Genomic DNA, 23,390 nt, shown 5'->3' with positions numbered 1-23,390 from the left:
GCAAAAGGAGATCTATAATGACAAAAGTAAAAGGTTTAACAGGTTTTCAGCTTAAATACATTGCTTTAGGTGCGATGTTATTGGATCATATCCATTACTTTTTTGAATACACAGGTAAAATTCCTTTATGGTTTGCACAAATAGGGAGGATTGCAGCTCCTTTATTCTTATTTGCTATTATTGAAGGCTTTACTCATACACATGATCGCAAGAAGTATTTTCTAAAGATTTACGGTTTAGCTGTTTTAATGGGCTTGATTCGGTTTGGCTTTTCTAATATCCTGCATCCTTTGGTGCGAGGAGATGGCTTTTTTCCGCAAAATATGATGCTGTCTTCTTTTGCTATTTTACTGGTTGCCTTGCAGGGATTGGCTTGGATTAAAGAAAGGCGCTATTTAAAAGGACTTACCACTTTCTTGTTTCCAATTATTCTCCCTTTTCTTTTTATGCCTTTCTATCGTATTTTCCTGACTTCTGGCAATCAAATGGGGCTGTTTTGCCTTAATCTGCTGAATTCCACTGCCTTGCCTTTGCATTTTTCAATTGTAGATGGCGGAACGGCTACCTTGATTGTAGGGATTGCCATGTATCTCTGCCGCAAAAATATAAAAAAAGAAGTTATGGCTTTTGTGATCGCTTCTTTGATAGTTGATTTGGGCCAGATCGTCCTAGCAGGTGTTCCCCTAACAGTTCATGGTCTCTTTTCTTCTTATTTTGAATGGTTAGAGATTTTCGCCGCACCGCTTATGCTTATGTACAATGGCAAGCGCGGTAAAGGCAGTAAGTATCTCTTTTATGTTTTCTATCCGCTTCATATTTATTTGCTTTATGGCTTGTCAGTATTACTCTATAGATGATATGATGATACATGTAATAGATAAAAAAAGGAAGAACGATGACACGTATTTTAGTAATTGATGATGAAGAAGATATTCTAACTTTAATCAAAAATACCTTACAGCTGCAAAACTATTTGGTTGATACCTTTATGCAGGCCAAGCAGGTTGACCGATCGAAATTAGCACGCTATGACTTGATTTTGCTGGATATTATGATGCCGGATGTGGATGGTCTCAGCTTTTGTCAGGAAATTCGCCATTTAGTGGACTGCCCCATTCTTTTTCTGACCGCCAAGTCGCAGGAAGCAGATATTGTCACGGGACTTAGCTATGGAGCTGACGATTATATTTGCAAACCCTTTGGTGTGGAGGAACTGCTGGCACGTATTCATGCACACCTGCGTAGAGAAAGGCGTGAGCATCATGCTAGTCTGGTTTTAGAGAATATCCGTTTTGATCTTTCTGCTAAACAGATTACTGTCAATGAGAAGAAGCTTGATTTAACAAAGTCAGAATATGAACTTTGTGAACAGCTGGCGAAACATCGCGGTCAGGTCTTTTCAAAAGATCAACTTTATGATGATTTATATGGTTATGAAGAACGCGGGACACCTGCTGCTGTTGCAGAACACATCAAAAATATTCGTGCTAAATTTAGAAATGTTAATCTAGATCCGATTAAAACAGTCTGGGGGATTGGTTATAAATGGCAATAAGAAGATCCTTACCTTCTCTAAAAGTTGTTTTTGGGACTTACTTTTTAACTATCATCGTAGCCTGCTTGCTTGTCTCAGCACTAGTCCTGTTAGCTTTCAACAGAGCTTCTGACAGCGGATTGCTTATTCCGGCCAACCAGACGGAACAACGCTTATTGAAACAAAAGCAGCAGTTGGAGCAAACAAGCAGTTTTCAAGCACGGTTATTGCCCAAAGAAAGCCATTACGTCTTTTTGAATAAGGATGGTAAGGTTAAAAAAAGCAATATGTCTTCGAAGTTAGAAGCAGCCGCTTTGCGTGTTAGTAAAGGCAAGGAAGTTGATCATAACACTTATGGTTACTTTATGACCATTGAGCGTCAGGATGGCTTGCTGCTAGTGAATTATCAATTGGTCAGCCGTTATCGTTTATCTTGGATGAATCGCTATCTGCCAAGTGCTCAAGTTATAGTTATTATTATTTTTACCTTGATCAATTTACTGATTTTTATACTAGTCACTCTTTACTTTGCCCGCAGTTTGCAGCGGCAGCTGGCCCCGATTTTAACGGCAACGGGGCAAATAGCAGATCAGGACTTGGACTTTACTGTTGGTTCTTCAAACATCAAAGAGTTCAATCAGGTGCTGACAAGTCTTGACAGCATGCGCGTGGCCTTGAGGGATTCTTTGATGCACAGCTGGCAATTGGAGCAGGAAAAGCAGAACCAAATAGCTGCCCTAACACATGACATTAAGACCCCCTTAACTGTCATTCGCGGCAATACTGAATTGCTAAACAGCACAAGCTTGTCTGGACAGCAGCAGGAATTCATTCAGTACAGTTTGAAGAACATTGGACAGGTGGAAACTTACCTTCAGCAATTGTCCTATTTAGCTAAAAACAGCCAATTACAAGATTTCCATCCTGAAAAAATAAAGGTTGCAGCCTTTTTGGAAGAATTATCCCAAAATAGTCAAGCCCTTGCTGCAAGGAAAGATATAAAGGTTCAATTTTTCAATGATTTGTCTGATAATCAACTTACTGCTTATTGGGATAAGGATTTGCTGAAACGTGCCTTGATGAATATTATATCCAATGCAGTGGAGCACAGTCCCAAAGGCGGTCAGCTGCAATTAACCTGTCATCTGAAAGATGATCTGTTTCATTTTACCTGTCTTGACAGCGGCCAAGGTTTTTCAAGAGAGGCTTTAGAAAAAGCGACCTATCAATTTTTCCAAGATGACACTAGCCGTCACAACCGCAATCACAGCGGTCTTGGTCTAACTATTGCAGATAATATCATTCGTTTACATGAAGGAAGCCTAAACTTATCCAATGATCTTAAAACGGCTGCTGGCAGGGTTGAGGTCATCTTACCGCTGACTAAGATATAAGTTTATAGTCTGACTATTTATTTACTGTATTTTATGTCTCATTTATAGTTTTGAAATGAAAAATAGTTATTATCTTAATAACAGAAGAGGCCTGGGACAAAAGTCCTTGGCCTCGTTTGATTTTTTCTAAGCTATTTGTAAGACACAGCAGTTGGGAGAATTTCTGTTGACTTTAGTCAGTCTGGAATTTCCCTCTGCAGCAGTTCATTGGTGCTAAGAACCTAATGAACTGCTATTTAAGTAGGCACTATTTAACTGATCAATCACCCCTTACAGCCCTATTCAGCTGTGCGGGGGTGAAAGTTAAAACAGTCCTGTGAACTGTTTTAGGTCAGCAACTAAAAACTAAAATTTGCTGACAAATCACATTCTTTGAATGATTGATTTGGCCGTCCCATTTTCTTTTTTGTATTTTATTCATTATTTGCTTGACTTATGAATAAATATACGATAAAATAAGCAACAACTTGATAAAGGAAGTGAATAAGTATGAAAGTTTCAATTGTCGGTATAACAGGATATAGCGGTCTGGAGTTGGTCAAAATTTTGCATCAGCATCCACATGTTGATATCGCTTCTATTTATGCTGTTAAAGAAGTCGGTGGGCGGCTTTCAGATCGATACCCTTATTTACTGGGGGTTTGTGACTTGACAATTGAAAGTTTTGACAGTCAAGCTATTATGGCCCAATCAGATTTGGTTATCTTTGCAACACCCAGCGGTGTCGCCAAAGAGTTGGCTAAAGACTTTGTTGCAGCTGATTTTCCAGTACTGGACATTTCTGGCGATCACCGTTTGTCTGCGAATACTTATGCAAAGTGGTATAAAAAAGAACCTGCCAGTCAGGACAATCTGAATAAATTTACCTATTCTGTAGCTGAATGGACAGATATTAAAGGAAAAAAATTCATTGCTAATCCAGGCTGCTATGCCACAGCGACAGAATTAGCTTTAATACCATTAATCAAAGCAGGTGTTATTGATTTGGATACTATTATTGTAGATGCTAAATCTGGCTTAACAGGAGCAGGTAAGGCTTTATCTGAGTCCAGTCATTTTGTTAATGTTCATGATAATTATGTAACCTATAAATTAAATCATCACCAGCATATTCCAGAAATTGTAGAGGAGCTGAAACTGTTTGACAGCAGTCTGCAGCATATCCAGTTTTCAACTTCGCTCTTGCCAGTCAACCGCGGCATCATGGCAACTTGCTATGTCACATTAAAAAGTGTTTTATCAAGTGATGAAATAGCTAAGATCTACCATGCCTGTTATGCAGATAAACCCTTTGTCCGTTTGCAGCAGGACTTACCGGAATTGCATAATGTCATTGGGTCAAATTTTTGTGATATTGGCTTTGCCTATAATCCAGTAACCAATGTGTTAACGGTTATTTCAGTTATTGACAATCTGGTTAAGGGAGCAGCCGGTCAGGCAGTGCAAAACCTCAACTTAATGATGGGATGGGATGAGACAGCAGGTTTTCTGATGACACCTAGCTATCTCTGATTTAAAGCTTGTAAGAACAGACAAAAAGAGGAAGAGAAGATATGAAAGTAATCAAGGGAAATATTGCCAGTCCGCTTGGCTTTTCAGCAGATGGTTTACATGCTGGTTTTAAAAAAAGGAAATTAGACTTTGGCTGGATTGTATCCGAAAAGCCAGCCAGTGTTGCCGGCGTTTACACTACTAACAAGGTGATAGCTGCACCGCTGATTGTTAGCAGAGAGTCTATGAAAAAAGCTCAAAAAATGCAGGCTGTTGTTGTCAATTCAGGTGTCGCGAACTCTTGTACGGGCAGTCAGGGAATGGAAGATGCTGTTAGCATGCAAAAATGGACAGCAGATAAGCTACAGATTGATCCTGACTTGGTTGGCATTGCCTCAACAGGAGTTATAGGTAGCCTATTGCCTATGGATGTTTTACAGAAAGGACTTGCTAAATTGGTTGTTAATGGCAATTCAGATGATTTTGCCAAAGCCATTTTGACAACAGATACCGCCGTTAAAACAGTGGCTGTCACAGAGCAGTTTGGACGTGATGAGGTGACCATGGCAGGAGTTGCCAAAGGTTCTGGAATGATTCATCCCAATATGGCAACTATGTTAGCCTTTATTACCTGTGATGCTAATATTTCAAGTAAGACACTGCAGCTGGCTCTCAGTCAAAATGTTGAGACCACCTTTAATCAAATTACAGTAGATGGTGATACTTCGACAAATGATATGGTCCTTGTCCTCTCTAATGGCTGTAGCTTAAATAAGGAAATACTGCCAAATACGGCAGAGTTTGAGAAATTTTCAGCCATGCTTCATTTTGTAATGCAAGAACTGGCTAAGAAAATTGCTAAAGACGGCGAAGGAGCGACTAAACTGATTGAAGTTGAGATGCTTAATGCTCCCAATAGTTTAGATGCTCGTATGTTGGCTAAAAGTGTTGTTGGCTCTAGCCTTGTCAAAACAGCCATTTTTGGCGAGGATCCCAATTGGGGACGCATTTTAGCAGCTGTCGGTTATGCCGATATTGATCTTCCCGTAGATAATATTGATATTTATTTGGCAGATATTCCAGTCATGCTAACTTCCAGCCCTGTCACATTTGATGAAGAAGATATGCAGGATGTCATGCAGGCCGATACGATTAAAATTGTTATAGATTTGCATGCAGGAGAAAGTACTGGTAAGGCCTGGGGTTGTGATTTGTCTTATGATTATGTCAAAATAAATGCCCTCTATCGGACTTAGCCGCTAAGCGATTAGTAAAGGAAAAGGAATGAAAGATATTATTGTTATTAAGATCGGAGGAGTTGCTAGTCAGCAGCTGGGTGCGGATTTTCTTAGTCAGATTAAGAACTGGCAGGAAGCTGGCAAGCATCTTGTTATTGTGCATGGAGGCGGCTTTGCCATTAATAAACTGATGAAAGAAAATCAGCTGCCAATCAAAAAAATCAATGGCCTGCGCGTCACAAGCAAAGAAGATATGGTTTTGGTTAGCCGTGCCCTTCTTGATCTTGTTGGGAAGCATTTGCAGGATAAATTGACTCAAGCTGGTGTGGCCAGTAAACAATTACGGACAGAAATAAAAAATACAGTAAGGGCTGATTTTCTGGATAAAAAGACATATGGTTATGTCGGAGATGTGACAAGCATAGATGAAACAGTTTTAAAAGCTTTGCTTAATGATGGATTGGTTCCTATCCTTGCTTCTTTAGGCTATTCAAAAGAGGGAAAAATGCTTAATATCAATGCTGATTATCTGGCAACAGCAGCAGCGGCAGCCCTGACAGCTGATAAATTGATTCTGATGACCGATGTTAAAGGTATTTTGGAAAATGGATCTGTACTGGATCTATTAAAAATTAAACACATTCAGGAAAAAATGAAGGCCGGTGTGATAACAGGCGGAATGATCCCTAAAGTTGAAAGTGCTGTGAAAACAGTAAAAGCAGGGGTAAGACAGGTTTTAATAGGGGATAATCTGCAGACAGGTACGATTATCGCAGAAGATTAACAGAAAGGACTTGGATTCGGACAGAAAAAGCCAGAGATTTAGGTAAGAGATAAAGTAGGCTCATAAAATGGCCTTATAACAGTTTTTTGAGGACTTTCTTTCTTAATGTTTTCCGGCTTTCTATTCGTTTTTTGGTATTGGTTTATGAGTCAATTATTTCAAAATTATCAAAGAGGGGCTATCGAATTTGTCAAAGCAGAGGGAAATGACCTTTTTGATAAACAGGGGAAAAAATACTTAGATTTTTCAACAGGTATTGGTGTGACGAATCTGGGATTTCATCCGCAGGTTCAAGCTGCTTTGCAAAAACAAGCTGAGCAAATCTGGCACACTCCTAATCTTTATCAAAACAGTTTACAAGAAGCAGTTGCTGCTAAATTAATCGGTGATAAAGATTACTTAGCCTTCTTTTGCAATAGCGGTGCAGAAGCTAATGAAGCAGCTATTAAACTTGCCCGTAAGGCAAGAGCTAAGCAGGATATTATCACCTTTCAGAATTCTTTTCATGGCAGAACGTTTGGCTCCATGTCAGCAACTGGTCAAGAAAAAATTAAAACTGGTTTTGGTGATCTTGTACCGCATTTTCATTATGCTATTTTCAATGATTTGGACAGTGTGAAAGATTTAGTCACAGAAAATACGGCTGCTGTTATGCTGGAACTTGTTCAAGGTGAATCTGGTATTGTACCCGCTAAGCAGGATTTTGTGACGGCACTTGCTGACTATTGCCAAAAAAAGGATCTTTTGCTTATTGTGGATGAAGTGCAAACAGGGATGGGGCGGACTGGGAAACTCTATTCTTTCCAACACTATGGCATTGAGCCGGATATTTTTACTCTGGCAAAAGGTTTAGCTAATGGTGTTCCTGCTGGAGCTATGCTGGCTAAGGAGCAGCTAGGCGCTGTTTTTGGTCCTGGTTCGCACGGCTCAACCTTTGGCGGCAATAAATTAGCCATGTCAGCCAGCTCGGCTGTTCTTGATATTATGACTGAAGATTTCTTTCAGCAGGTCAGAAAACATGCGCTTTATTTACAAGAACAGCTCAAAGAAGCTCTAAAAGATAATCCTAAAGTGATTCAAATCCGTGGCCTTGGCTATATGATTGGCATTGAAACAAGGGCAGATTTAGGACAGTTGGTTCAGGCTGCACGAGATAGAGGTTTACTTATCCTTACCGCAGGAACAGATGTTATCAGATTGCTCCCGCCTTTGACACTGACTAAAAAAGAGATTGATCAAGGAGTAGCTGTTTTAAAAGACATTTTCCAATAATAAATGATGGATCAGAACTAAAATAGAAGAGCAGATAAAAAGATGATGAAAGAGTAAGCCCCCCTCAAAAGTCAGAGATAAAATCTAGCGATAGGAAATTCTTTTTTTGTAAATTAAAAAACAATTCGCTAGAAAAGATGAGCTAGTTATTGTATTTTGATGAAGCAAAAAGAAGGCTGGGAAAACCTTTTCCCAGCCTTAAATAAATGTTAGCTGCAGTAACTGACTGAATTTTTTGCCTTTCAGGCAATTAGCCTTAGGGGGTGGACTTGTCAACTAAGAATCTTTAAGATGAGCTCTGCCCCTTTCTTGTTACCGCATCATCAAAGTTAATTATTTCATTCCGATAAGATAGTCTTCATCGCGCATAGCCTCGACATTACCAAGGAGATAGCCATTTCCAACCTGGCTAAAGAAGTCATGATTGGAAGTTCCAGTTGAAATACCATTCATAACAATTGGATTAACGTCACTGGCTGTATCTGGGAAAAGGGGATCTTGTCCTAAATTCATTAATGCTTTATTAGCATTATAGCGAAGGAAAGTTTTGACTTCTTCAGTCCAGCCGAGTTCATCATAGAGTGTTTCAGTATATTTCTCTTCATTTTCATAAAGCTGATATAAGAGATCATACATCCAGTCACGGAATTCTTCTTGTTCTGTTTCTGATAATTCATTAAAACCAAGCTGGAATTTGTAACCAATGTATGTGCCGTGGACAGATTCATCACGAATAATCAGTTTAATGATTTCAGCTACATTGGCTAATTTATTGTTGCCAAGGTAGTAGAGCGGTGTAAAGAAACCTGAGTAGAAGAGGAAAGTTTCAAGAAAGGTTGAAGCTACTTTTTTTTGCAGAGCAGCTCCATTCTCATAGATCTCATTGATGATTTTAGCTTTCTTTTGTAAATAGTCGTTATTGTTTGTCCACTCAAAAATCTCATCAATTTCAGACTTTGTATTAAGAGTCGAAAAGATAGAAGAGTACGATTTGGCATGGACAGACTCCATGAATTGGATATTATTAAGAACAGCCTCTTCGTGTGGAGTACGGACATCGCCGCGGATAGCTTCCACACCCGATTGGGACTGCATCGTATCAAGAAGTGTCAGACCGCCAAAGACCTTACCAACAAGGTCTTTTTCTGCAGCAGTTAACTTGCGCCAGTCATCTAAGTCATTTGACAAGGGAATACGCGTATCAAGCCAGAACTGCTCTGTTAGTTTTTCCCAAGTGGACTTATCTATGATATCTTCAATAGCATTCCAGTTTATAGCTTTATAATAAGTTGTCATATTTATCTCCTGATAGAAGTATAGATTATTGCCTTGGTCGTTTTTATATTATTTTGACAGTTGATTAGAAGCGGTGGGAACCTAAGCCAATACTTTTTTGCTCTGGTGCAAAGAACAAGGCAAGGCGGTTGATTAAAAGAAGTTCAAAGACTTTAAGCTTTAAACCTAGTCATGGAAGGACATAGTCAATTCTTGATTATCTCACCAGCTAAAAAGTATCAAAAAGAAAGAGTCAGATCACACAGCTTTCACACTCATTAGCACCGACTTCATCACCATCATCAGTAAAGGTACGAACGTAATAAATGGATTTGATGCCTTTATTGAAGGCATAGTTACGAAGGATAGAGAGATCACGAGTTGTTTGCTTACTTTCGGTTTTCCATTCATAAATACCTTGCGGAATATCACTGCGCATAAAGAGCGTCAGCGATAACCCTTGATCAACATGCTGTGTAGCAGCGGCATAAACATCAATAACTCTGCGCATATCCATATCGTATGCTGAAGTATAGTAGGGAATAGTATCGGTTGACAGCCCAGCTGCTGGATAGTAGATCTTACCGATCTTCTTTTCCTGACGTTCTTCAATACGGCGTGTGATAGGATGAATTGAAGCAGATACATCATTGATGTAAGAAATAGAACCATTAGGAGCTACAGCCAAACGATTTTGATGATAGAGTCCGTCTTTCATGATGGCTTGACGAAGGGCTTCCCAGTCTTTGGCTTGCGGAATGAAATGATCTTTGAACAGCTCTTTAACTTTATCAGATTTTGGAAGGAATTGTCCGCTGACATATTTGTCAAAATAAGTCCCATCAGCATATTTTGATTTGTCAAAACCAACAAAAGTTTCTTGACGTTCACGGGCAATATGATTAGATTCTACTAGCGTCCAGTAGTTCATGAGCATGAAGTAAATATCCGTAAATTCAATAGACTCAGGACTTCCATATGCAATATGATTTTGTGCTAGATAAGAATGAAGCCCCATTGCTCCCAGTCCAAAAGTATGAGCCTGAGCATTACCCTTTTTAATAGAAGGAACAGCATTGATGCTTGAAGAGTCCGTTACAAAAGTAAGAGCACGGGTCATAGCTTTGATGGAGCGTCCAAAGTCTGGGGAGGACATCATATTAACAACATTGGTAGAACCCAAGTTACATGAAATATCGGTACCCATTTGAACATATTCCTGAGCATCATTGAGTTCACTTGGGGTTTGTACCTGAAGAATTTCCGAACAGAGGTTACTCATGATGATTTTACCATCTATAGGATTGCTGCGGTTAGCCGTATCTACGTTGACAATGTAAGGATAACCAGATTCTTGCTGGAGTTTAGATATTTCAGTTTCTAAATCACGCGCTCTTATTTTTGTTTTAGTAATATTAGGATTAGCTACCAACTCATCATACTTTTCAGTAATGTCAATGTAGCTAAATGGGATACCGTATTCGCGCTCCACTGTATAAGGACTAAAAAGGTACATCTCTTCATTTTTACGGACAAGTTCGTAAAACTTATCAGGGACAGTAACACCTAAAGATAGTGTTTTTACACGGACCTTTTCATCAGCATTTTCTTTTTTAGTTGAAAGAAAAGCAAGAATATCAGGATGGAAAACGTTTAAATAAACGACACCAGCACCTTGTCGCTGACCAAGCTGGTTAGAATAAGAAAAACTATCTTCAAAAAGCTTCATAACAGGAACAACGCCTGAAGCTGCACCGGAAAAGCCTTTAATCGGTGCTCCAGCTTCACGTAAGTTATTGAGTGAAATCCCAACACCGCCGCCGATACGAGACAGCTGCAAAGCAGAATTAATAGAGCGTCCGATAGAGTTCATATCATCAGTTACCTGAATAAGAAAACAAGAAACCAGCTCACCGCGGCGGCTGCGGCCGGCATTAAGAAAGGATGGAGTGGCTGGCTGGTAGCGCTGAGCAATCATCTCCATTGCCAAATCTCTGGCTAAATCTTCCTGGCCATCAGCAAAATAAAGAGCGTTAAAGAGAACGCGGTCTTCAATGCTTTCAAGATACTCCTGCCCATCATTTGTTTTAAGAGCGTACTGTTGGTAAAACTTATAAGCTGCCATAAAGGATTTGAAGCGAAAATCATAATCAACTAAAGACTTAGACAGCTCTTCAATAAATTCAGGACGATATTTAGCAATAAATTCAGCTTCAATATAATCGTTATCTACTAAAAATTTTATCTTATCTGTAATAGAAGAAAATCTTTTTGTATTTGGTTTAACATTCTCCGCAAAAAAAGCTTCAAGAGCTTCTTTATCTTTGTGGAGAGGAATCTGTCCATTAACAGGACGGTTAATTTCGTTATTTAGGCGAAAGTAGGACACATCGCCGAGACTTTTTAAACCCATTTTTATATCCTCTTTAAATTATCATTAATCTTTTTATTAAGAAATAAAACTTTCCTTATCGCTAAATAATAAGGAATAGTTTGGTTTATGCAGCGGTTAACAGCTTAGATAATTTCCTTTAATTTAGCTGGCTGAAAGCCTGAAAAAACAATATCACCTGCTTCGATAACAGGCGCTGCTGTAAATCCAAGGTTTTTTACATAATCAATCTTTTCAGGATGTTCATCAATGTTGATTTCTTCAAAGTCAGCTTTGTTTTGCTCTAAGAATTTTTTAGTCATCTTGCATTGCATGCAGTTATTTTTTGAAAAAACAGTAATTTTAGCCATTTTTTTCTCCTAAAATTTTTTTATTTAAGTTGCTTTAATAGCATATCTAAAAACCCTAAAAAAATCAAGAGATTTAACTGAAAAAAACACAAAATATAGTATTAATAATTTATTAGAGCTACAAGATGTAGTGTTTGCCTCCTATATAATGGTTTTCACCTTTATTAGCCATTAAAGATATTAAATTTTTTAGAGCAAAGGTTAAAAAATTCCTCATCAAAATGGGATTTTGATCAGCAGTTTTCGAAGTTTTTTCACTGTTTTTTGAAAGCTATTGAAAGCTTTGTCTCCTTGTTATATTTGAATTTCAAAGGTTCCCAAAAACCAAGTAACTTTAGTTCTTGAAAATCAAATAACAATATGCTATAATCTAAAATTGTAAGGGTTATCATTGATGGCTCAAAAAAACACAATTAAAAGGAGAACCATACTATGGCTTCAAAAGATTTTCACATTGTTGCAGAAACAGGGATTCATGCACGCCCAGCCACTTTGCTTGTGCAAACAGCTAGTAAGTTTGCATCAGATATTACACTTGATTATAAAGGTAAAGCCGTAAACCTTAAATCAATTATGGGTGTTATGAGCCTTGGAGTTGGTCAAGGTGCTGATGTGACAATTACTGCTGAAGGTGCAGATGCTGATGATGCAATTGCAGCTATTAATGAAACTATGACTAAAGAAGGATTGGCTTAAATTATGACAGAAATGCTTAAAGGAATCGCAGCGTCAGACGGTGTTGCAGTTGCTAAGGCATATCTACTTGTTGAACCGGATTTGTCATTTGAAACAGTTTCGGTTTCAGATACAAATGCAGAGGAAGCTCGTTTGGAGGCAGCTCTGGAAGCTTCTCAAAACGAGCTTTCTCTTATTCGTGACAAAGCAGTAGAATCCCTTGGTGAAGAAGCAGCCGCTGTTTTTGATGCCCACTTGATGGTTCTTGCTGATCCAGAAATGATTGGTCAGGTTAAAGATGCTATCCGTGAAAAACAAGTCAATGCAGAGGCAGCTCTTAAAGAAGTAACAGATATGTTTGTTGCTTTGCTTGAAGGTATGGAAGATAACCCATACATGCAAGAACGTGCCGCGGATATTCGTGATGTTACAAAGCGTATCATTGCTAATCTTCTTGGTGTAAAACTGCCTAATCCAGCAGCTATTAACGAAGAGTCTGTTGTGATCGCTAATGATTTAACACCTTCTGATACAGCTCAATTAAATAAACAGTTCGTAAAAGCTTTTGTAACAAATGTTGGCGGACGGACCAGCCATTCTGCTATTATGGCACGTACACTTGAAATAGCTGCTGTCCTTGGGACAAATGATATTACAGCACGTGTTAAAGATGGCGATCTTGTAGCTGTTAATGGTATTACTGGTGAAGTCATCGTCAATCCAACTGATGATCAAGTGGCAGAATTTAAAGCAGCAGGTGCTGCTTATGCTAAGCAAAAGGCTGAGTGGGCTCTTCTTAAAGATGCACAAACAGTTACTGCTGATGGCAAACACTTTGAGCTGGCTGCCAATATCGGAACTCCTAAAGATATTGATGGAGTTAATGATAATGGCGCAGAAGCTGTTGGATTATATCGTACAGAATTCTTATATATGGATTCGCAAGACTTCCCAACTGAAGATGAGCAATATAAAGCCTATAAAGCGGTTCTTGAGGGAATGAATGGTAAACCAGTTGTTGTCCGTACGATGGATATCGGCGGTGATAAGGAACTTCCTTATTTTGATCTGCCAAAGGAAATGAATCCATTCTTGGGATTCCGTGCTCTTAGGATCTCCATCTCAGAAACAGGAGATCATATGTTCCGTACGCAAATACGAGCTCTTCTTCGCGCTTCGGTCCATGGACAGCTTCGCATTATGTTCCCGATGGTTGCCCTTCTTAAAGAGTTTCGCAAGGCTAAAGCAGTTTTCGAGGAAGAAAAAGCAAATCTTAAGGCAGAAGGTGTTGCAGTAGCAGATGATATTCAGGTTGGTATTATGATTGAAATCCCTGCGGCTGCTATGCTAGCAGACCAATTTGCTAAAGAAGTTGATTTCTTCTCCATTGGGACTAACGATCTGATCCAGTATACTATGGCTGCAGACCGTATGAATGAGCAGGTCTCATATCTTTATCAGCCTTATAACCCATCTATCCTGCGCTTGATTAACAATGTTATTAAAGCGGCTCATGCTGAAGGCAAGTGGGCAGGTATGTGCGGTGAAATGGCTGGAGATCAACAAGCAGTTCCGCTTCTTGTTGGGCTAGGACTGGATGAGTTTTCGATGAGCGCAACTTCTGTTCTTCGGACACGCAGTTTAATGAAAACTCTTGACACTGAAAAAATGGCAGAGTATGCTAATCGTGCGATTACAGAATGTGCAACAGCAGAAGAAGTTCTTGAACTTCAAAAAGAATACGTTCATTTTGATTAAATTTAAAATTAGGAGTATGTTATTACTGTTCTCAAAAAGTTAAGTTGGATACAAAACAACAACTTTGGGTTACAGTTTATAACGGCTCCTAGTTTTTTTATTTTTGCTAAAGATTAAAGACAGAAAAATTGACACAGTGTCATAAAAGCAGTATACTGCCTAAGTTGACTCGGTGTCAGTTTTTTTAGACCTAAGTCTTCATTTGAAAACATCAGCTGATCTAAATTGAATGAGCAGATATTTTCAAAGTCAGTACTTGGCTAATAAACATAAGGCCAGTATAGAAAACTGAAAAATATGGGAGGAGACATCATGGTTTACAATGATTTGCGGGGTAAAGCTGCTGTTATCACTGGTGGTTCAAAAGGAATTGGTGATCCAGCAGAAGCAGCAGCTATGGCAGCTTGGCTGGTATCAGATAAATCTAGCTATACAGGTCTCACACTCTTTGTGAATGGCGGTATGATCTTATACCCTGCCTTCCAAGATGGAAAAGGTTAGTGAGGTGTAAAGAAAATGTCAGTTTTAATTGCATTATTACCAGCTCTTGCCTGGGGAATGATTCCGCTTACGGTTTCTCGTGTTAAAGGAAGGCCGACAAATCAAATTTTAGGAACAGGATTTGGAGCTGCCTTGATTGGTTTGGTTGGTTTTTTGATAACTGGTGCGCGTACAAATGCTTTGACTTTTTTATTAGCTATGCTGTCAGGTGCTTTTTGGACGATTGGTCAAACAGGGCAGTTTGCTTCTTATAAGCGTATTGGGGTCAGTAACACGATGCCTATCTCTACTGGCTTTCAATTAATCGGGAATTCTCTGATTGGGGTTATCATTTTTGGTGAATGGTCCGGAGCTGCTAATCTGCTGCTGGGTAGCTTGGCGCTCTTATTAATTATTATAGGGATTGTTTTAACAGCTATCACAGGCAGTAATGATAATACAGGAGAACTTAGCATTCGTTCTCAGGATATTCTCTTTTTATTAGCTACAACGATTGGTTACTGGGTATATTCTGCCTTTCCTAAAACGGTTACGGGTTCGGCAGAGTCCCTCTTTTTCCCGCAAATGCTGGGAATTTTGCTGGGGGCTAGTCTTTATGCTCTGCTTACAAAAAATGCTCTGGCCTTTCGTCAAAAAGCAAGCTGGCAAGCTGTTTTGGCTGGTTTCGTCTTTTCTATCGGTGCTTTGAGTTATATTTATTCTGTTAATGCCAATGGTGTGGCTGCAGCTTTTGTCTATAGCCAGTTAAGTGTTGTTATTTCAACTTTAAGCGGTATGTATATTTTAGGGGAGAAAAAGCAAGGACGGGCTTTGTTCTTGACCTTTGCTGGCCTTCTTTTAATTGTTGCAGGAAGTATTTTAACAGGATTAATTTAAAAAATGGATATAACGTATTTAAGCATCCATAGCTTTTTCATTACATTAATGAAAAAATAAATGAAAACGGCTAACAAAGCTCTTTTTAGCTAATCCAACCAAGTATGATATGCTATAATAAAATGAAAATAGTCATATGAGATTAAGTTAAAGGAGTTTATAGTTTTGCAAAAGGGTAAAAAGGAAAACAGGCGCGAGGAAGTTATTGATGTTTGTGAAAAGCTTTATCAGGAAAAGAACTTTACTGATATTACGATTAAAGAAATTGGTTCAAAAACGTCTTTTACCCGGACTTCTATTTACAATTATTTTCTGAATAAGGAAGAAATTTTTTTAGCGCTGCTAAAGCGTGAGTATCAAAAGTGGCAAGTCGATTTACAGCAAATGCTGGACCAAGACCAGCTAACTCTTGAAAGCTTTGCTGATCAATTAGCCACAAGTCTCGCCAAGCGTCCTGCTTTATTAAAAATTCTGTCTTCTAATTTTACAGATCTTGATATCGCAAGCCGAATGGAAAACCTTATTGATTTTAAAGAGAGTTTTGGCAGCTCTTTGCAAATGGTGGATAAGTTATTGCAGAAATTTTTTACTGAAATGACTGAAGCAGATCGTCAGCATTTCCTCTTTGCCTTTTTTCCTTTTATTTTTGGAGTTTATCCCTATACTGTTGTGACAGATAAACAAAAAGAAGCTATGGCAGCAGCTAAAGTCCCTTATGTTTATTTATCGCTTCATGACATAGTTGAAAATTGTATTCTAACTTTACTAAGAAAGGATTATTGATGTTTTTAATTAATATTACAATTCAAGAAAATAAAGTGCCGGCTGCTAAGGCTGATGAACTCTTGGCAGGGCATCGTTCATGGTTTACACATCATTTTGAAAAGGGCGATTTTCTGTTAGTTGGGCCTTATAAAAATAAGGGAATGGCAGGGGTTGTCTTGGCTCAGGCCGACAGTCAAGAAAAAGTAGAAGCTATTATTGCTGAGGATGCCTATTATCCTAATATGGCTGTTTATGATATTAGTGAGCTGACAGCTAATCTTATTGCTGATAATTTGACAGAATTTAAGGGAAAGTAACTTTTTTACAGTCCTTAAATTAGTGAGTGAAAGATAATAGCTTACTATTATATCATCCAATAGAGTAAAATTTTGGTTATTTCTAAAATTTTACTTTTTTCACTTATATCGATAAGAATAAGACACTAACTTCAGCTTCATCCATAGCAAATGATTTAGGCTTTAAAATACTCAACGGTATAATCATTTAACAGTCCAACTAAAATGATTATTAGAAAGTGTGAAAAAATGAAAACAACTCTTTTAGTATTTCATCCCAATATTCAAAAATCTCGTGTCAATAAGCGTTTAGCACAAGCTGCGGAAGAAGCAGGTTTAGAGGTTCGCTATCTTTATCAGCTTTATCCAGACGGAAAAATTGATGTTAAAAAGGAACAAGCTATTTTAGAAGCAGCTGATCGTATTGTGCTTCAGTTCCCTATGTATTGGTATTCAAGTCCTGCTCTTTTGAAGCAGTGGGAAGATCAAGTCTTAGAGTATGGCTGGGCTTATGGGTCAACAGGGACAGCTCTTCAAGGCAAAGAGTTTCTGATTGCGGTCTCTCCAGGGGCAAGTTTAGATAGTTACCGTAAAAATGGCCGCTTTGGTTTTACGATTGATGAACTGCTGGCCCCTTTTCATGCTAGCAGCAACCATATTGGGACACGTTTTTTACCTCCTTTTGTGACAGCTGGTACTCTTAATCTTTCTGATGAAGAATTAGAAAAGCAGGCGGCAGCCTACGTTGATTATCTACTGAAATAAAGCTTGTTTTGTAGATGGCTTATATAAAAACTATGCCAACATTTTCTGAATTTGGCTGTAGCAAACGTTTGAAAAAAATCATAAAAATGATAAAATAGTTTTATTATAGTAAAAAAGGAGACTTTGCTTTGACAAAACAATACAAAGATTATGTCAATGGGGAATGGAAACTTTCAAAAAATGATATTAAGATCTATGAACCAGCAAGTGGAGCAGAACTAGGTTTAGTTCCTGCCATGAGTACTGAAGAAGTAGACTATGTCTATGCTTCAGCTCATAAAGCTTTGAAGGAATGGCGTGCGCTTTCTTATGTAGAACGTGCAGCTTATCTTCATAAAGTAGCGGATATTTTAGAACGTGATGCTGAAAAGATTGGAGCAGTTCTTTCCAAAGAAGTGGCTAAAGGCTATAAGTCAGCAGTCAGTGAAGTGATCCGTACAGCTGAAATAATTAATTATGCTGCTGAAGAGGGCCTTCGTATGGAAGGTGAAGTCCTAGAAGGCGGAAGTTTTGAAGCTGCTAGCAAGAAGAAAATTGCTGTTGTACGCCGTGAGCCAGTCGGTCTTGTGCTTGCGATCTCACCATTTAACTATCCTGTAAATCTTGCTGGATCTAAGATTGCTCCGGCTCTTATTGCAGGAAACGTTGTGGCCTTTAAGCCACCGACGCAAGGCTCTATTTCTGGTCTTCTTTTAGCGGAAGCTTTTGCAGAGGCTGGTCTTCCTGCTGGTGTTTTCAATACCATTACAGGACGTGGGTCAGAAATCGGAGATTATATCGTAGAACATCCAGCTGTCAATTTTATTAACTTTACAGGTTCAACGCCAATTGGCGAACGTATTGGCCGGATGGCTGGTATGCGTCCGATTATGCTTGAACTTGGTGGTAAAGACTCTGCTATTGTTCTTGAAGATGCAGATCTGGAATTAACAGCTAAAAATATTGTTGCCGGTGCTTTTGGCTACTCTGGACAGCGCTGTACAGCTGTTAAGCGTGTTCTTGTTATGGAAGGCGTTGCTGATAAGCTTGTCGAAAAAATTCGTGAAAAGGTGCTTGCTCTTACAATCGGAAATCCAGAAAACGATGCTGATATTACACCATTGATTGACACTAAAGCAGCTGATTTTGTGGAAGGCTTGATCAATGATGCTAAAGAAAAGGGCGCTGATAACCTTACTGAAATTAAGCGTGAAGGAAATCTTATCTGCCCTGTTCTTTTTGATAAGGTAACAACTGATATGCGCCTTGCTTGGGAGGAGCCATTTGGACCTGTCCTTCCCATTATTCGTGTAAAATCTGTTGAAGAAGCGATTGCTATCTCTAATCAATCAGAGTATGGACTTCAGGCTTCCATTTTTACAAATGATTTCCCGCGTGCTTTTGGTATTGCTGAACAGCTTGAAGTTGGTACAGTCCACCTTAATAATAAAACACAGCGCGGTACAGATAATTTCCCATTCTTAGGGGCTAAGAAATCAGGTGCTGGAATCCAAGGTGTTAAATACTCTATTGAAGCCATGACAACAGTAAAATCAGTCGTTTTTGATATTAAATAATAATTTAAGAGGTTGGGACAAAGAGTGTTCCAACCTCATTGATTGTACTTGCTGGACTGATGAAGCGGCTGCCAAGCTGACTGCTAATCAAAGAGCAGAAAAAAAGCCCATAAGCAGTCAAAACCAAGCTTTTCTAAAAATCAGCTTTAGTAACCTGTTTAAAACAGTTACTTATCTGTCCTTTAGTCTTTTGGACTGCTTGGGCTATCACTTGTATAGCAAAAGAAGTGATAATAAGTCATCAGCCATGGTCTCAAAAATTTAGAGTGGTGAGAGAACTGGATAGATTTTTGAAATTTTTTCATCAGCTTTGTTTGTAACGACTACATTCGCTGTATCTACAATGAATCTTAAAACTTATTGCAGCTTTGCAGGAGTGAGCCGACAAAATCGAATGTTTGCATTTCTGATTTTTGGTTCATTCCTTTTTATTTTAAAATCATAACAGGCATATAATCGTGCCATGCTCTGAAAACCAAGAGCTTATTTGGGAGGAAAAAATGGTTACACGTCAATATTTTCAAGCAGCTTCTATGCGTCAAAATAATCCTTATTTTTCGGCTTTAAAAGCTATCATTGAAACAGCTTTTTATGAAAATCATGTCCTTCCTATAGAAGGGTTGGCAGAAGCTTATCGTTTGGCTGCAAAATCCCCCCATACGATTGTTTTGGACAGTCCTGTTTCCCATGCTGAGGAGCTAGGGCTTCCTAGAGATGCTAAAATCCTATTGGCAAATTCTGGAGCTGTCGTTGGACGTACAGCTCAAGCCCGCCGTATTTTTGGAAAAGACAGCAAAGAGGATGATGAACTGCTGAAAATTATCCGAGAGGCTGTTTTTCAGGCCAGAAAGCGCACTTTTTACCGATCAGAAGCTGTTGTAGGATTGGATGAAGCTTTTATGCTGCGTGCGCATTTACTGCTGCCGCAAGACGATGTTCATAACCTCTATTCTTGGTTAGTTAATTTCCAGATACTTAATGATACTTACCGTTCGCGTTTAAAAAAATCCAAACCTTATGAAGAGAACGATATTTATATTTTTTCCGATCCGGATTGGAGTCACCCCGATTATCCAGATGGTCTTGTTTATTTTGACAGTAAGCGCAATTGCGGAGCTGTTCTTGGTTTGCATTATTTTGGTGAATTAAAAAAAGCTACCTTAACCTTAGCTTGGGCAACAGCCAACCGTAATAACTATATTGCTTGTCATGGCGGTTTAAAGGTATTTGAGAAAGAAGGCCATAGTCCTTATGCAGCCTCCTTCTTTGGTTTATCTGGATCAGGGAAATCAACTTTGACGCATGCTAAACATCATAACAAATACGAGATTAATGTTCTGCATGATGATGCCTTTATTATTTCTGAAAAAGATGGCTCAACAATAGCGCTTGAACCGTCCTATTTTGATAAGACAAATGATTATCCAGCAGGTCATAAGGAGCAAAAGTACTTTGTGACCGTTCAGAATTGCGGTGCGGCTTTGGATAATAATGGACAGCTCCGTCTTGTTACTGAGGATATTAGAAATGGTAATGGACGAACTGTTAAATCGCGCTTTTCAACTCCTAATCGTGTTGACCGTGTGGATCATCCAATTCAATCTATTTTTTGGATAATGAAAGATGATTCTCTGCCTCCTCTTATTCGTATAACTGACCCTGTTTTAGCTGCCGTTATGGGCTGTACTTTAATGACAAGACGCTCAAGCGCTGAAAATACCAATAGTCCTTTGGATGCTTTAATTATAGAACCCTATGCCAATCCTTTTCGTATCCATCCTTTAGCGGAAGATTATTTTAAATTTAAAAATTTATTTGCCTCAGGAGTTAAAGCCTATATTATTAACACAGGATCTTATTTAGGGCAAAATATCCCTAAGGAAGACTCTTTAGCTGTGATTGAGCAAGTTGTTGATGGAAAAGCCAGCTTCAAAAAATTTAGTGCCATCAAAGGTTTTGACTATTTAGCTTTTGCTCATTACGAAATTCCTGCTTTTGATAAAACCTATCTTAAAATGCTGCATCAGCGCATGAGCGTTCGTTTGCAGTATTTGGAAGCCTTTAATCAGAAAAATCCTCATCCTCTTCCTAATGAAGCTATCCTCTGCTTAAAAACTATTGTGGAACATTTAACGGATGAGGCCAAATAGCTTTATTGCGCTTAATTTTTTATGGCTGCGATTAAACATCAAAAAATGAGAACTAGGAGAAAAAACGGCTTTTCTCCTAGCTCTCGTTTTTTGTTTCGGCTCTCATTTTTGCTGCAATACTTGATTTTTTAAATAAACTTCCTTGGCCTGAGTAAATTTTTTCAGTGTTTTTAATTCTTCTGGATGAGTGATAAAAGTAATAACTCTGCCGGCTTTTCCCATTCGGCCTGTTCTTCCGGAGCGATGAAGATAATCTTCTTTATCTTTTGGCAAATCAAAGTTGATAACTGTTTCAAGATTTTCAATGTCTATGCCGCGTGCTAATAAATCTGTTGCCAGCAGCAGAGAAATCTCGTGCTCTTTGAATTTTGCTAAAAGGACTTTGCGAAATTTGACATTAACGTCGCTGGCTAGCGAAAAAGCTAAAGCTCCCTTAAACTGTAGGCGTTCTTCGCTGGCTCCAAGATCAGATAGGCTGTTAAAAAAGACCAATCCACGGAAATCAGCTATATTAGAAAATTTCCGCAGTAAATCAACGCGCTCTCGTTTATCAACAAGGATATAGTAATGTGAAATCTGATCGTTTTTTTGTTCTGATAGATCAATGCGAAGTGTATTGGCTGCTAAAAATTGAGGGTCAATCTTAGCTGTTGCGCTCATGTAGATCATTTGATGGTCACGGGGAACCCGCTTAATAATATTTTTAACAAAATGGTATTGGGAGTTGCTGAGCAATTCATCAAACTCATCTAAAACAATGGTATTCACATTCATCATCTTAATCTTTTTGAGTTTGACCAGTTCAAAAAGACGTCCAGGGGTTCCGATTATAATTTCGGGGCCTTTTTTAAGACGTTCAATCTGACGTTTTTGACTGGATCCTGAGATGAAAAGCTGAGCTGTCAGACCAATAGGCTGAGCCCATGTTTTTGTCACTTCAAACAGTTGGCCGGCCAATTCGGTATTAGGCGCTAAAATTAAAAGCTGCTGTGCCTTTTTGGGAGTGAGGTTCAATAAGCATGGCCACAGATAAGCCAAGGTTTTACCACTACCAGTTGGGCTGATACCAAGAAAATTATCGCCTTTTTTAATGGTTTCAAATGCAGCTTCTTGGATCGAAGTGAAATGAGAAAATTGTTTTTGCTTTAGTCTGTCTAACCAGACTTTGGGAAATAGTGTCTTCATTTGTTATCTGCCTCAAATACAATACCAGCACTTTGGCGCATTTGATAGAGGATCTGACTGGCAGACCTTGCATCTTCTAACCAAGTCTGGTAAAGTGTTTCATTCTTGTGATTGAGCATATCAGCAAAATGCTTGGCTTCTGCTGACATAAGGTGTTCCATTTCAGGAAGGGTTAATTCTTTGCGGCTGCCGTCATGTCTTCTAAAGTGAGCAGAGCTGATTCCTTGAATATGATTAAGTATGAGAGTACCATCTCTTGTATAAATTTCAGCATGATTGAGGGCGTCATAATTTTTTCCAGTTCGAAGAGCAATATGAAAATGAGGGTAAATAAGGTTGCCATTGCCATTTAAATCAATGCTGTTTGCTAATTGACTAGCTGTATAGTTAACACTTTTGGGTTTTCCAAATAGCTTTAGAGCTGCATAAATAGGATAGATCCCTAAATCAACCAAAGCGCCTCCAGAAAATTTATCTGAAAAAACATTGGGCATTTTTCCTGCTAATAAGTCCTTCATTTTTGAGGAGTATTTGATATAGGAGAAATTGGCTCCAACAACAGTTTTATCAGCTAAAAACTGCTTGATAACCGCTAAAGAATCTTCGTGGTAATTTCGAGCAGCTTCAAAGAAATAAAGGGATTTTTCTTCTGCTAGCTTTAAAATAGCCTCTAATTCCTGCGGTGTTGAAAAAGCTGGCTTTTCGACAATAAGATGTTTGCCGGCTTCCAGAGCTGCTTTGGCATGTTGATAATGCAGAGCATTTGGGCTGGCTAAATACAAAATATCAAAGTCTGAGGCTAGAAAGGCCTTTAAATCATCATAACAAGCCAAGTTTTTCGTTTCGTATCGTGCCAAAAAGTTCTGAGCCCTTTCCAGCTGCCGTGAATAAACCGCTTTTAAGTGATATTGCTGTGTTAACTGAGCGGCTTCAATAAACTGATGGGAAATTGTTCCCGTTCCTATAATACCTAAATTGAGCATAAGGGAACCTCATTTCTCTAAGTTTTTATTTCATTATACCATGATTTATTGTAAAATAAATAAGAACAAAATTATAAGAAGCCAGAAAGGAAAAAAGGCTAAATACTATAAAGTCCTATCATCAGACAAAGAAAAAAAGCAGGATATGGA

Annotated in this window: 21 protein-coding genes; 16 read left to right on the top strand and 5 right to left on the bottom strand. The window is 38.6% G+C overall.

The annotated features are described in order from the left end of the window. Nucleotides 1–17: 17 nt before the first annotated feature. From STRMA_RS05020 to STRMA_RS04990, 7 genes are all read left to right on the top strand, one after another. The gene (locus tag STRMA_RS05020; RefSeq protein WP_003081372.1) at nt 18–857 is read left to right on the top strand and encodes a TraX family protein; all 840 of its coding nucleotides are present in this window, start codon (nt 18–20) and stop codon (nt 855–857) included. A 38-nt stretch (nt 858–895) separates the two neighbouring features. Then, nucleotides 896–1,555, top strand: coding sequence for a response regulator transcription factor (locus STRMA_RS05015; RefSeq protein ID WP_003080439.1), 660 nt, complete (start codon nt 896–898; stop codon nt 1,553–1,555). Continuing rightward, nucleotides 1,546–2,928: a sensor histidine kinase gene (locus tag STRMA_RS05010; protein WP_003081872.1), complete on the top strand. Its 1,383-nt coding sequence runs from the start codon at nt 1,546–1,548 to the stop codon at nt 2,926–2,928. Before STRMA_RS05015 ends, STRMA_RS05010 begins: the two co-directional genes overlap by 10 nt. A gap of 489 nt (nt 2,929–3,417) precedes the next feature. Next, nucleotides 3,418–4,440, top strand: coding sequence for an N-acetyl-gamma-glutamyl-phosphate reductase (gene argC, locus STRMA_RS05005; RefSeq protein WP_003080130.1), 1,023 nt, complete (start codon nt 3,418–3,420; stop codon nt 4,438–4,440). A gap of 41 nt (nt 4,441–4,481) precedes the next feature. After that, nucleotides 4,482–5,675, top strand: coding sequence for a bifunctional ornithine acetyltransferase/N-acetylglutamate synthase (gene argJ / locus STRMA_RS05000; RefSeq protein WP_003081851.1), 1,194 nt, complete (start codon nt 4,482–4,484; stop codon nt 5,673–5,675). A gap of 28 nt (nt 5,676–5,703) precedes the next feature. Beyond that, a complete protein-coding gene (gene argB, locus STRMA_RS04995; RefSeq protein WP_003079304.1) occupies nt 5,704–6,441 on the top strand; it encodes an acetylglutamate kinase in 738 nt (245 codons plus the stop codon). 144 nt (nt 6,442–6,585) lie between these two features. After that, the gene (locus STRMA_RS04990) at nt 6,586–7,713 is read left to right on the top strand and encodes an acetylornithine transaminase (RefSeq protein ID WP_040841571.1); all 1,128 of its coding nucleotides are present in this window, start codon (nt 6,586–6,588) and stop codon (nt 7,711–7,713) included. Between the two features lie 333 nt (nt 7,714–8,046). Here the strand turns inward: STRMA_RS04990 and nrdF are convergent, their stop codons facing one another. From nrdF to nrdH, 3 genes are all read right to left on the bottom strand, one after another. Beyond that, nucleotides 8,047–9,009, bottom strand: a complete 963-nt coding sequence (gene nrdF, locus STRMA_RS04985; RefSeq protein WP_003078761.1) for a class 1b ribonucleoside-diphosphate reductase subunit beta — start codon at nt 9,007–9,009, stop codon at nt 8,047–8,049. Between the two features lie 232 nt (nt 9,010–9,241). Further along, complete coding sequence (gene nrdE / locus STRMA_RS04980; protein WP_003082054.1) at nt 9,242–11,401, bottom strand: class 1b ribonucleoside-diphosphate reductase subunit alpha; 2,160 nt, start codon at nt 11,399–11,401, stop codon at nt 9,242–9,244. 104 nt (nt 11,402–11,505) lie between these two features. After that, nucleotides 11,506–11,730 carry a glutaredoxin-like protein NrdH gene (nrdH, locus tag STRMA_RS04975; protein WP_003082258.1) on the bottom strand — a complete coding sequence of 75 codons (225 nt, stop codon included), beginning with the start codon at nt 11,728–11,730 and terminating at the stop codon, nt 11,506–11,508. A 432-nt stretch (nt 11,731–12,162) separates the two neighbouring features. On the opposite strand from nrdH, the gene STRMA_RS04970 reads away from it, so the two are divergent. The 9 genes from STRMA_RS04970 (at nt 12,163) to STRMA_RS04925 (ending at nt 21,072) form a co-directional block, all read left to right on the top strand. Then, nucleotides 12,163–12,426 carry a phosphocarrier protein HPr gene (locus tag STRMA_RS04970; protein WP_002262984.1) on the top strand — a complete coding sequence of 88 codons (264 nt, stop codon included), beginning with the start codon at nt 12,163–12,165 and terminating at the stop codon, nt 12,424–12,426. A 3-nt stretch (nt 12,427–12,429) separates the two neighbouring features. Next, nucleotides 12,430–14,163: a phosphoenolpyruvate--protein phosphotransferase gene (gene ptsP, locus STRMA_RS04965; RefSeq protein ID WP_003081887.1), complete on the top strand. Its 1,734-nt coding sequence runs from the start codon at nt 12,430–12,432 to the stop codon at nt 14,161–14,163. 312 nt (nt 14,164–14,475) lie between these two features. Further along, nucleotides 14,476–14,664 (top strand): hypothetical protein, encoded by a 189-nt coding sequence (locus STRMA_RS04960; RefSeq protein ID WP_003081068.1) that lies wholly within the window; start codon nt 14,476–14,478, stop codon nt 14,662–14,664. Between the two features lie 15 nt (nt 14,665–14,679). Next, nucleotides 14,680–15,540 (top strand): GRP family sugar transporter, encoded by an 861-nt coding sequence (locus STRMA_RS04955; protein WP_003082308.1) that lies wholly within the window; start codon nt 14,680–14,682, stop codon nt 15,538–15,540. A 165-nt stretch (nt 15,541–15,705) separates the two neighbouring features. Beyond that, the gene (locus STRMA_RS04950) at nt 15,706–16,323 is read left to right on the top strand and encodes a TetR family transcriptional regulator (RefSeq protein ID WP_003080351.1); all 618 of its coding nucleotides are present in this window, start codon (nt 15,706–15,708) and stop codon (nt 16,321–16,323) included. After that, a complete protein-coding gene (locus STRMA_RS04945; RefSeq protein WP_003080367.1) occupies nt 16,323–16,622 on the top strand; it encodes a YciI family protein in 300 nt (99 codons plus the stop codon). Before STRMA_RS04950 ends, STRMA_RS04945 begins: the two co-directional genes overlap by 1 nt. A 228-nt stretch (nt 16,623–16,850) precedes the next feature. Beyond that, the gene (locus tag STRMA_RS04940; RefSeq protein ID WP_003082183.1) at nt 16,851–17,366 is read left to right on the top strand and encodes an NAD(P)H-dependent oxidoreductase; all 516 of its coding nucleotides are present in this window, start codon (nt 16,851–16,853) and stop codon (nt 17,364–17,366) included. Nucleotides 17,367–17,494: 128 nt separating this feature from the next. Continuing rightward, nucleotides 17,495–18,922 carry an NADP-dependent glyceraldehyde-3-phosphate dehydrogenase gene (locus STRMA_RS04935; RefSeq protein WP_003081126.1) on the top strand — a complete coding sequence of 476 codons (1,428 nt, stop codon included), beginning with the start codon at nt 17,495–17,497 and terminating at the stop codon, nt 18,920–18,922. A gap of 500 nt (nt 18,923–19,422) precedes the next feature. Next, entirely contained in the window at nt 19,423–21,072 is a 1,650-nt protein-coding gene (locus STRMA_RS04925; RefSeq protein ID WP_003080531.1) for a phosphoenolpyruvate carboxykinase (ATP), read from the top strand. Nucleotides 21,073–21,174: 102 nt separating this feature from the next. Here STRMA_RS04925 and STRMA_RS04920 read toward each other — a convergent pair whose 3' ends face one another. Both STRMA_RS04920 and STRMA_RS04915 read right to left on the bottom strand, forming a co-directional pair. Continuing rightward, nucleotides 21,175–22,257, bottom strand: coding sequence for a DEAD/DEAH box helicase (locus STRMA_RS04920; RefSeq protein WP_003078900.1), 1,083 nt, complete (start codon nt 22,255–22,257; stop codon nt 21,175–21,177). Further along, nucleotides 22,254–23,240 carry a Gfo/Idh/MocA family protein gene (locus STRMA_RS04915; protein WP_003082255.1) on the bottom strand — a complete coding sequence of 329 codons (987 nt, stop codon included), beginning with the start codon at nt 23,238–23,240 and terminating at the stop codon, nt 22,254–22,256. The genes STRMA_RS04920 and STRMA_RS04915 overlap by 4 nt, the downstream gene beginning before the upstream one ends. Nucleotides 23,241–23,390: the final 150 nt, after the last annotated feature.

Source organism: Streptococcus macacae NCTC 11558 (assembly GCF_000187995.2).
Lineage (GTDB): Bacteria > Bacillota > Bacilli > Lactobacillales > Streptococcaceae > Streptococcus > Streptococcus macacae.
The sequence above is the reverse complement of the archived record's forward strand: the minus strand, read 5'-3'. Positions and strand labels throughout refer to the sequence as shown.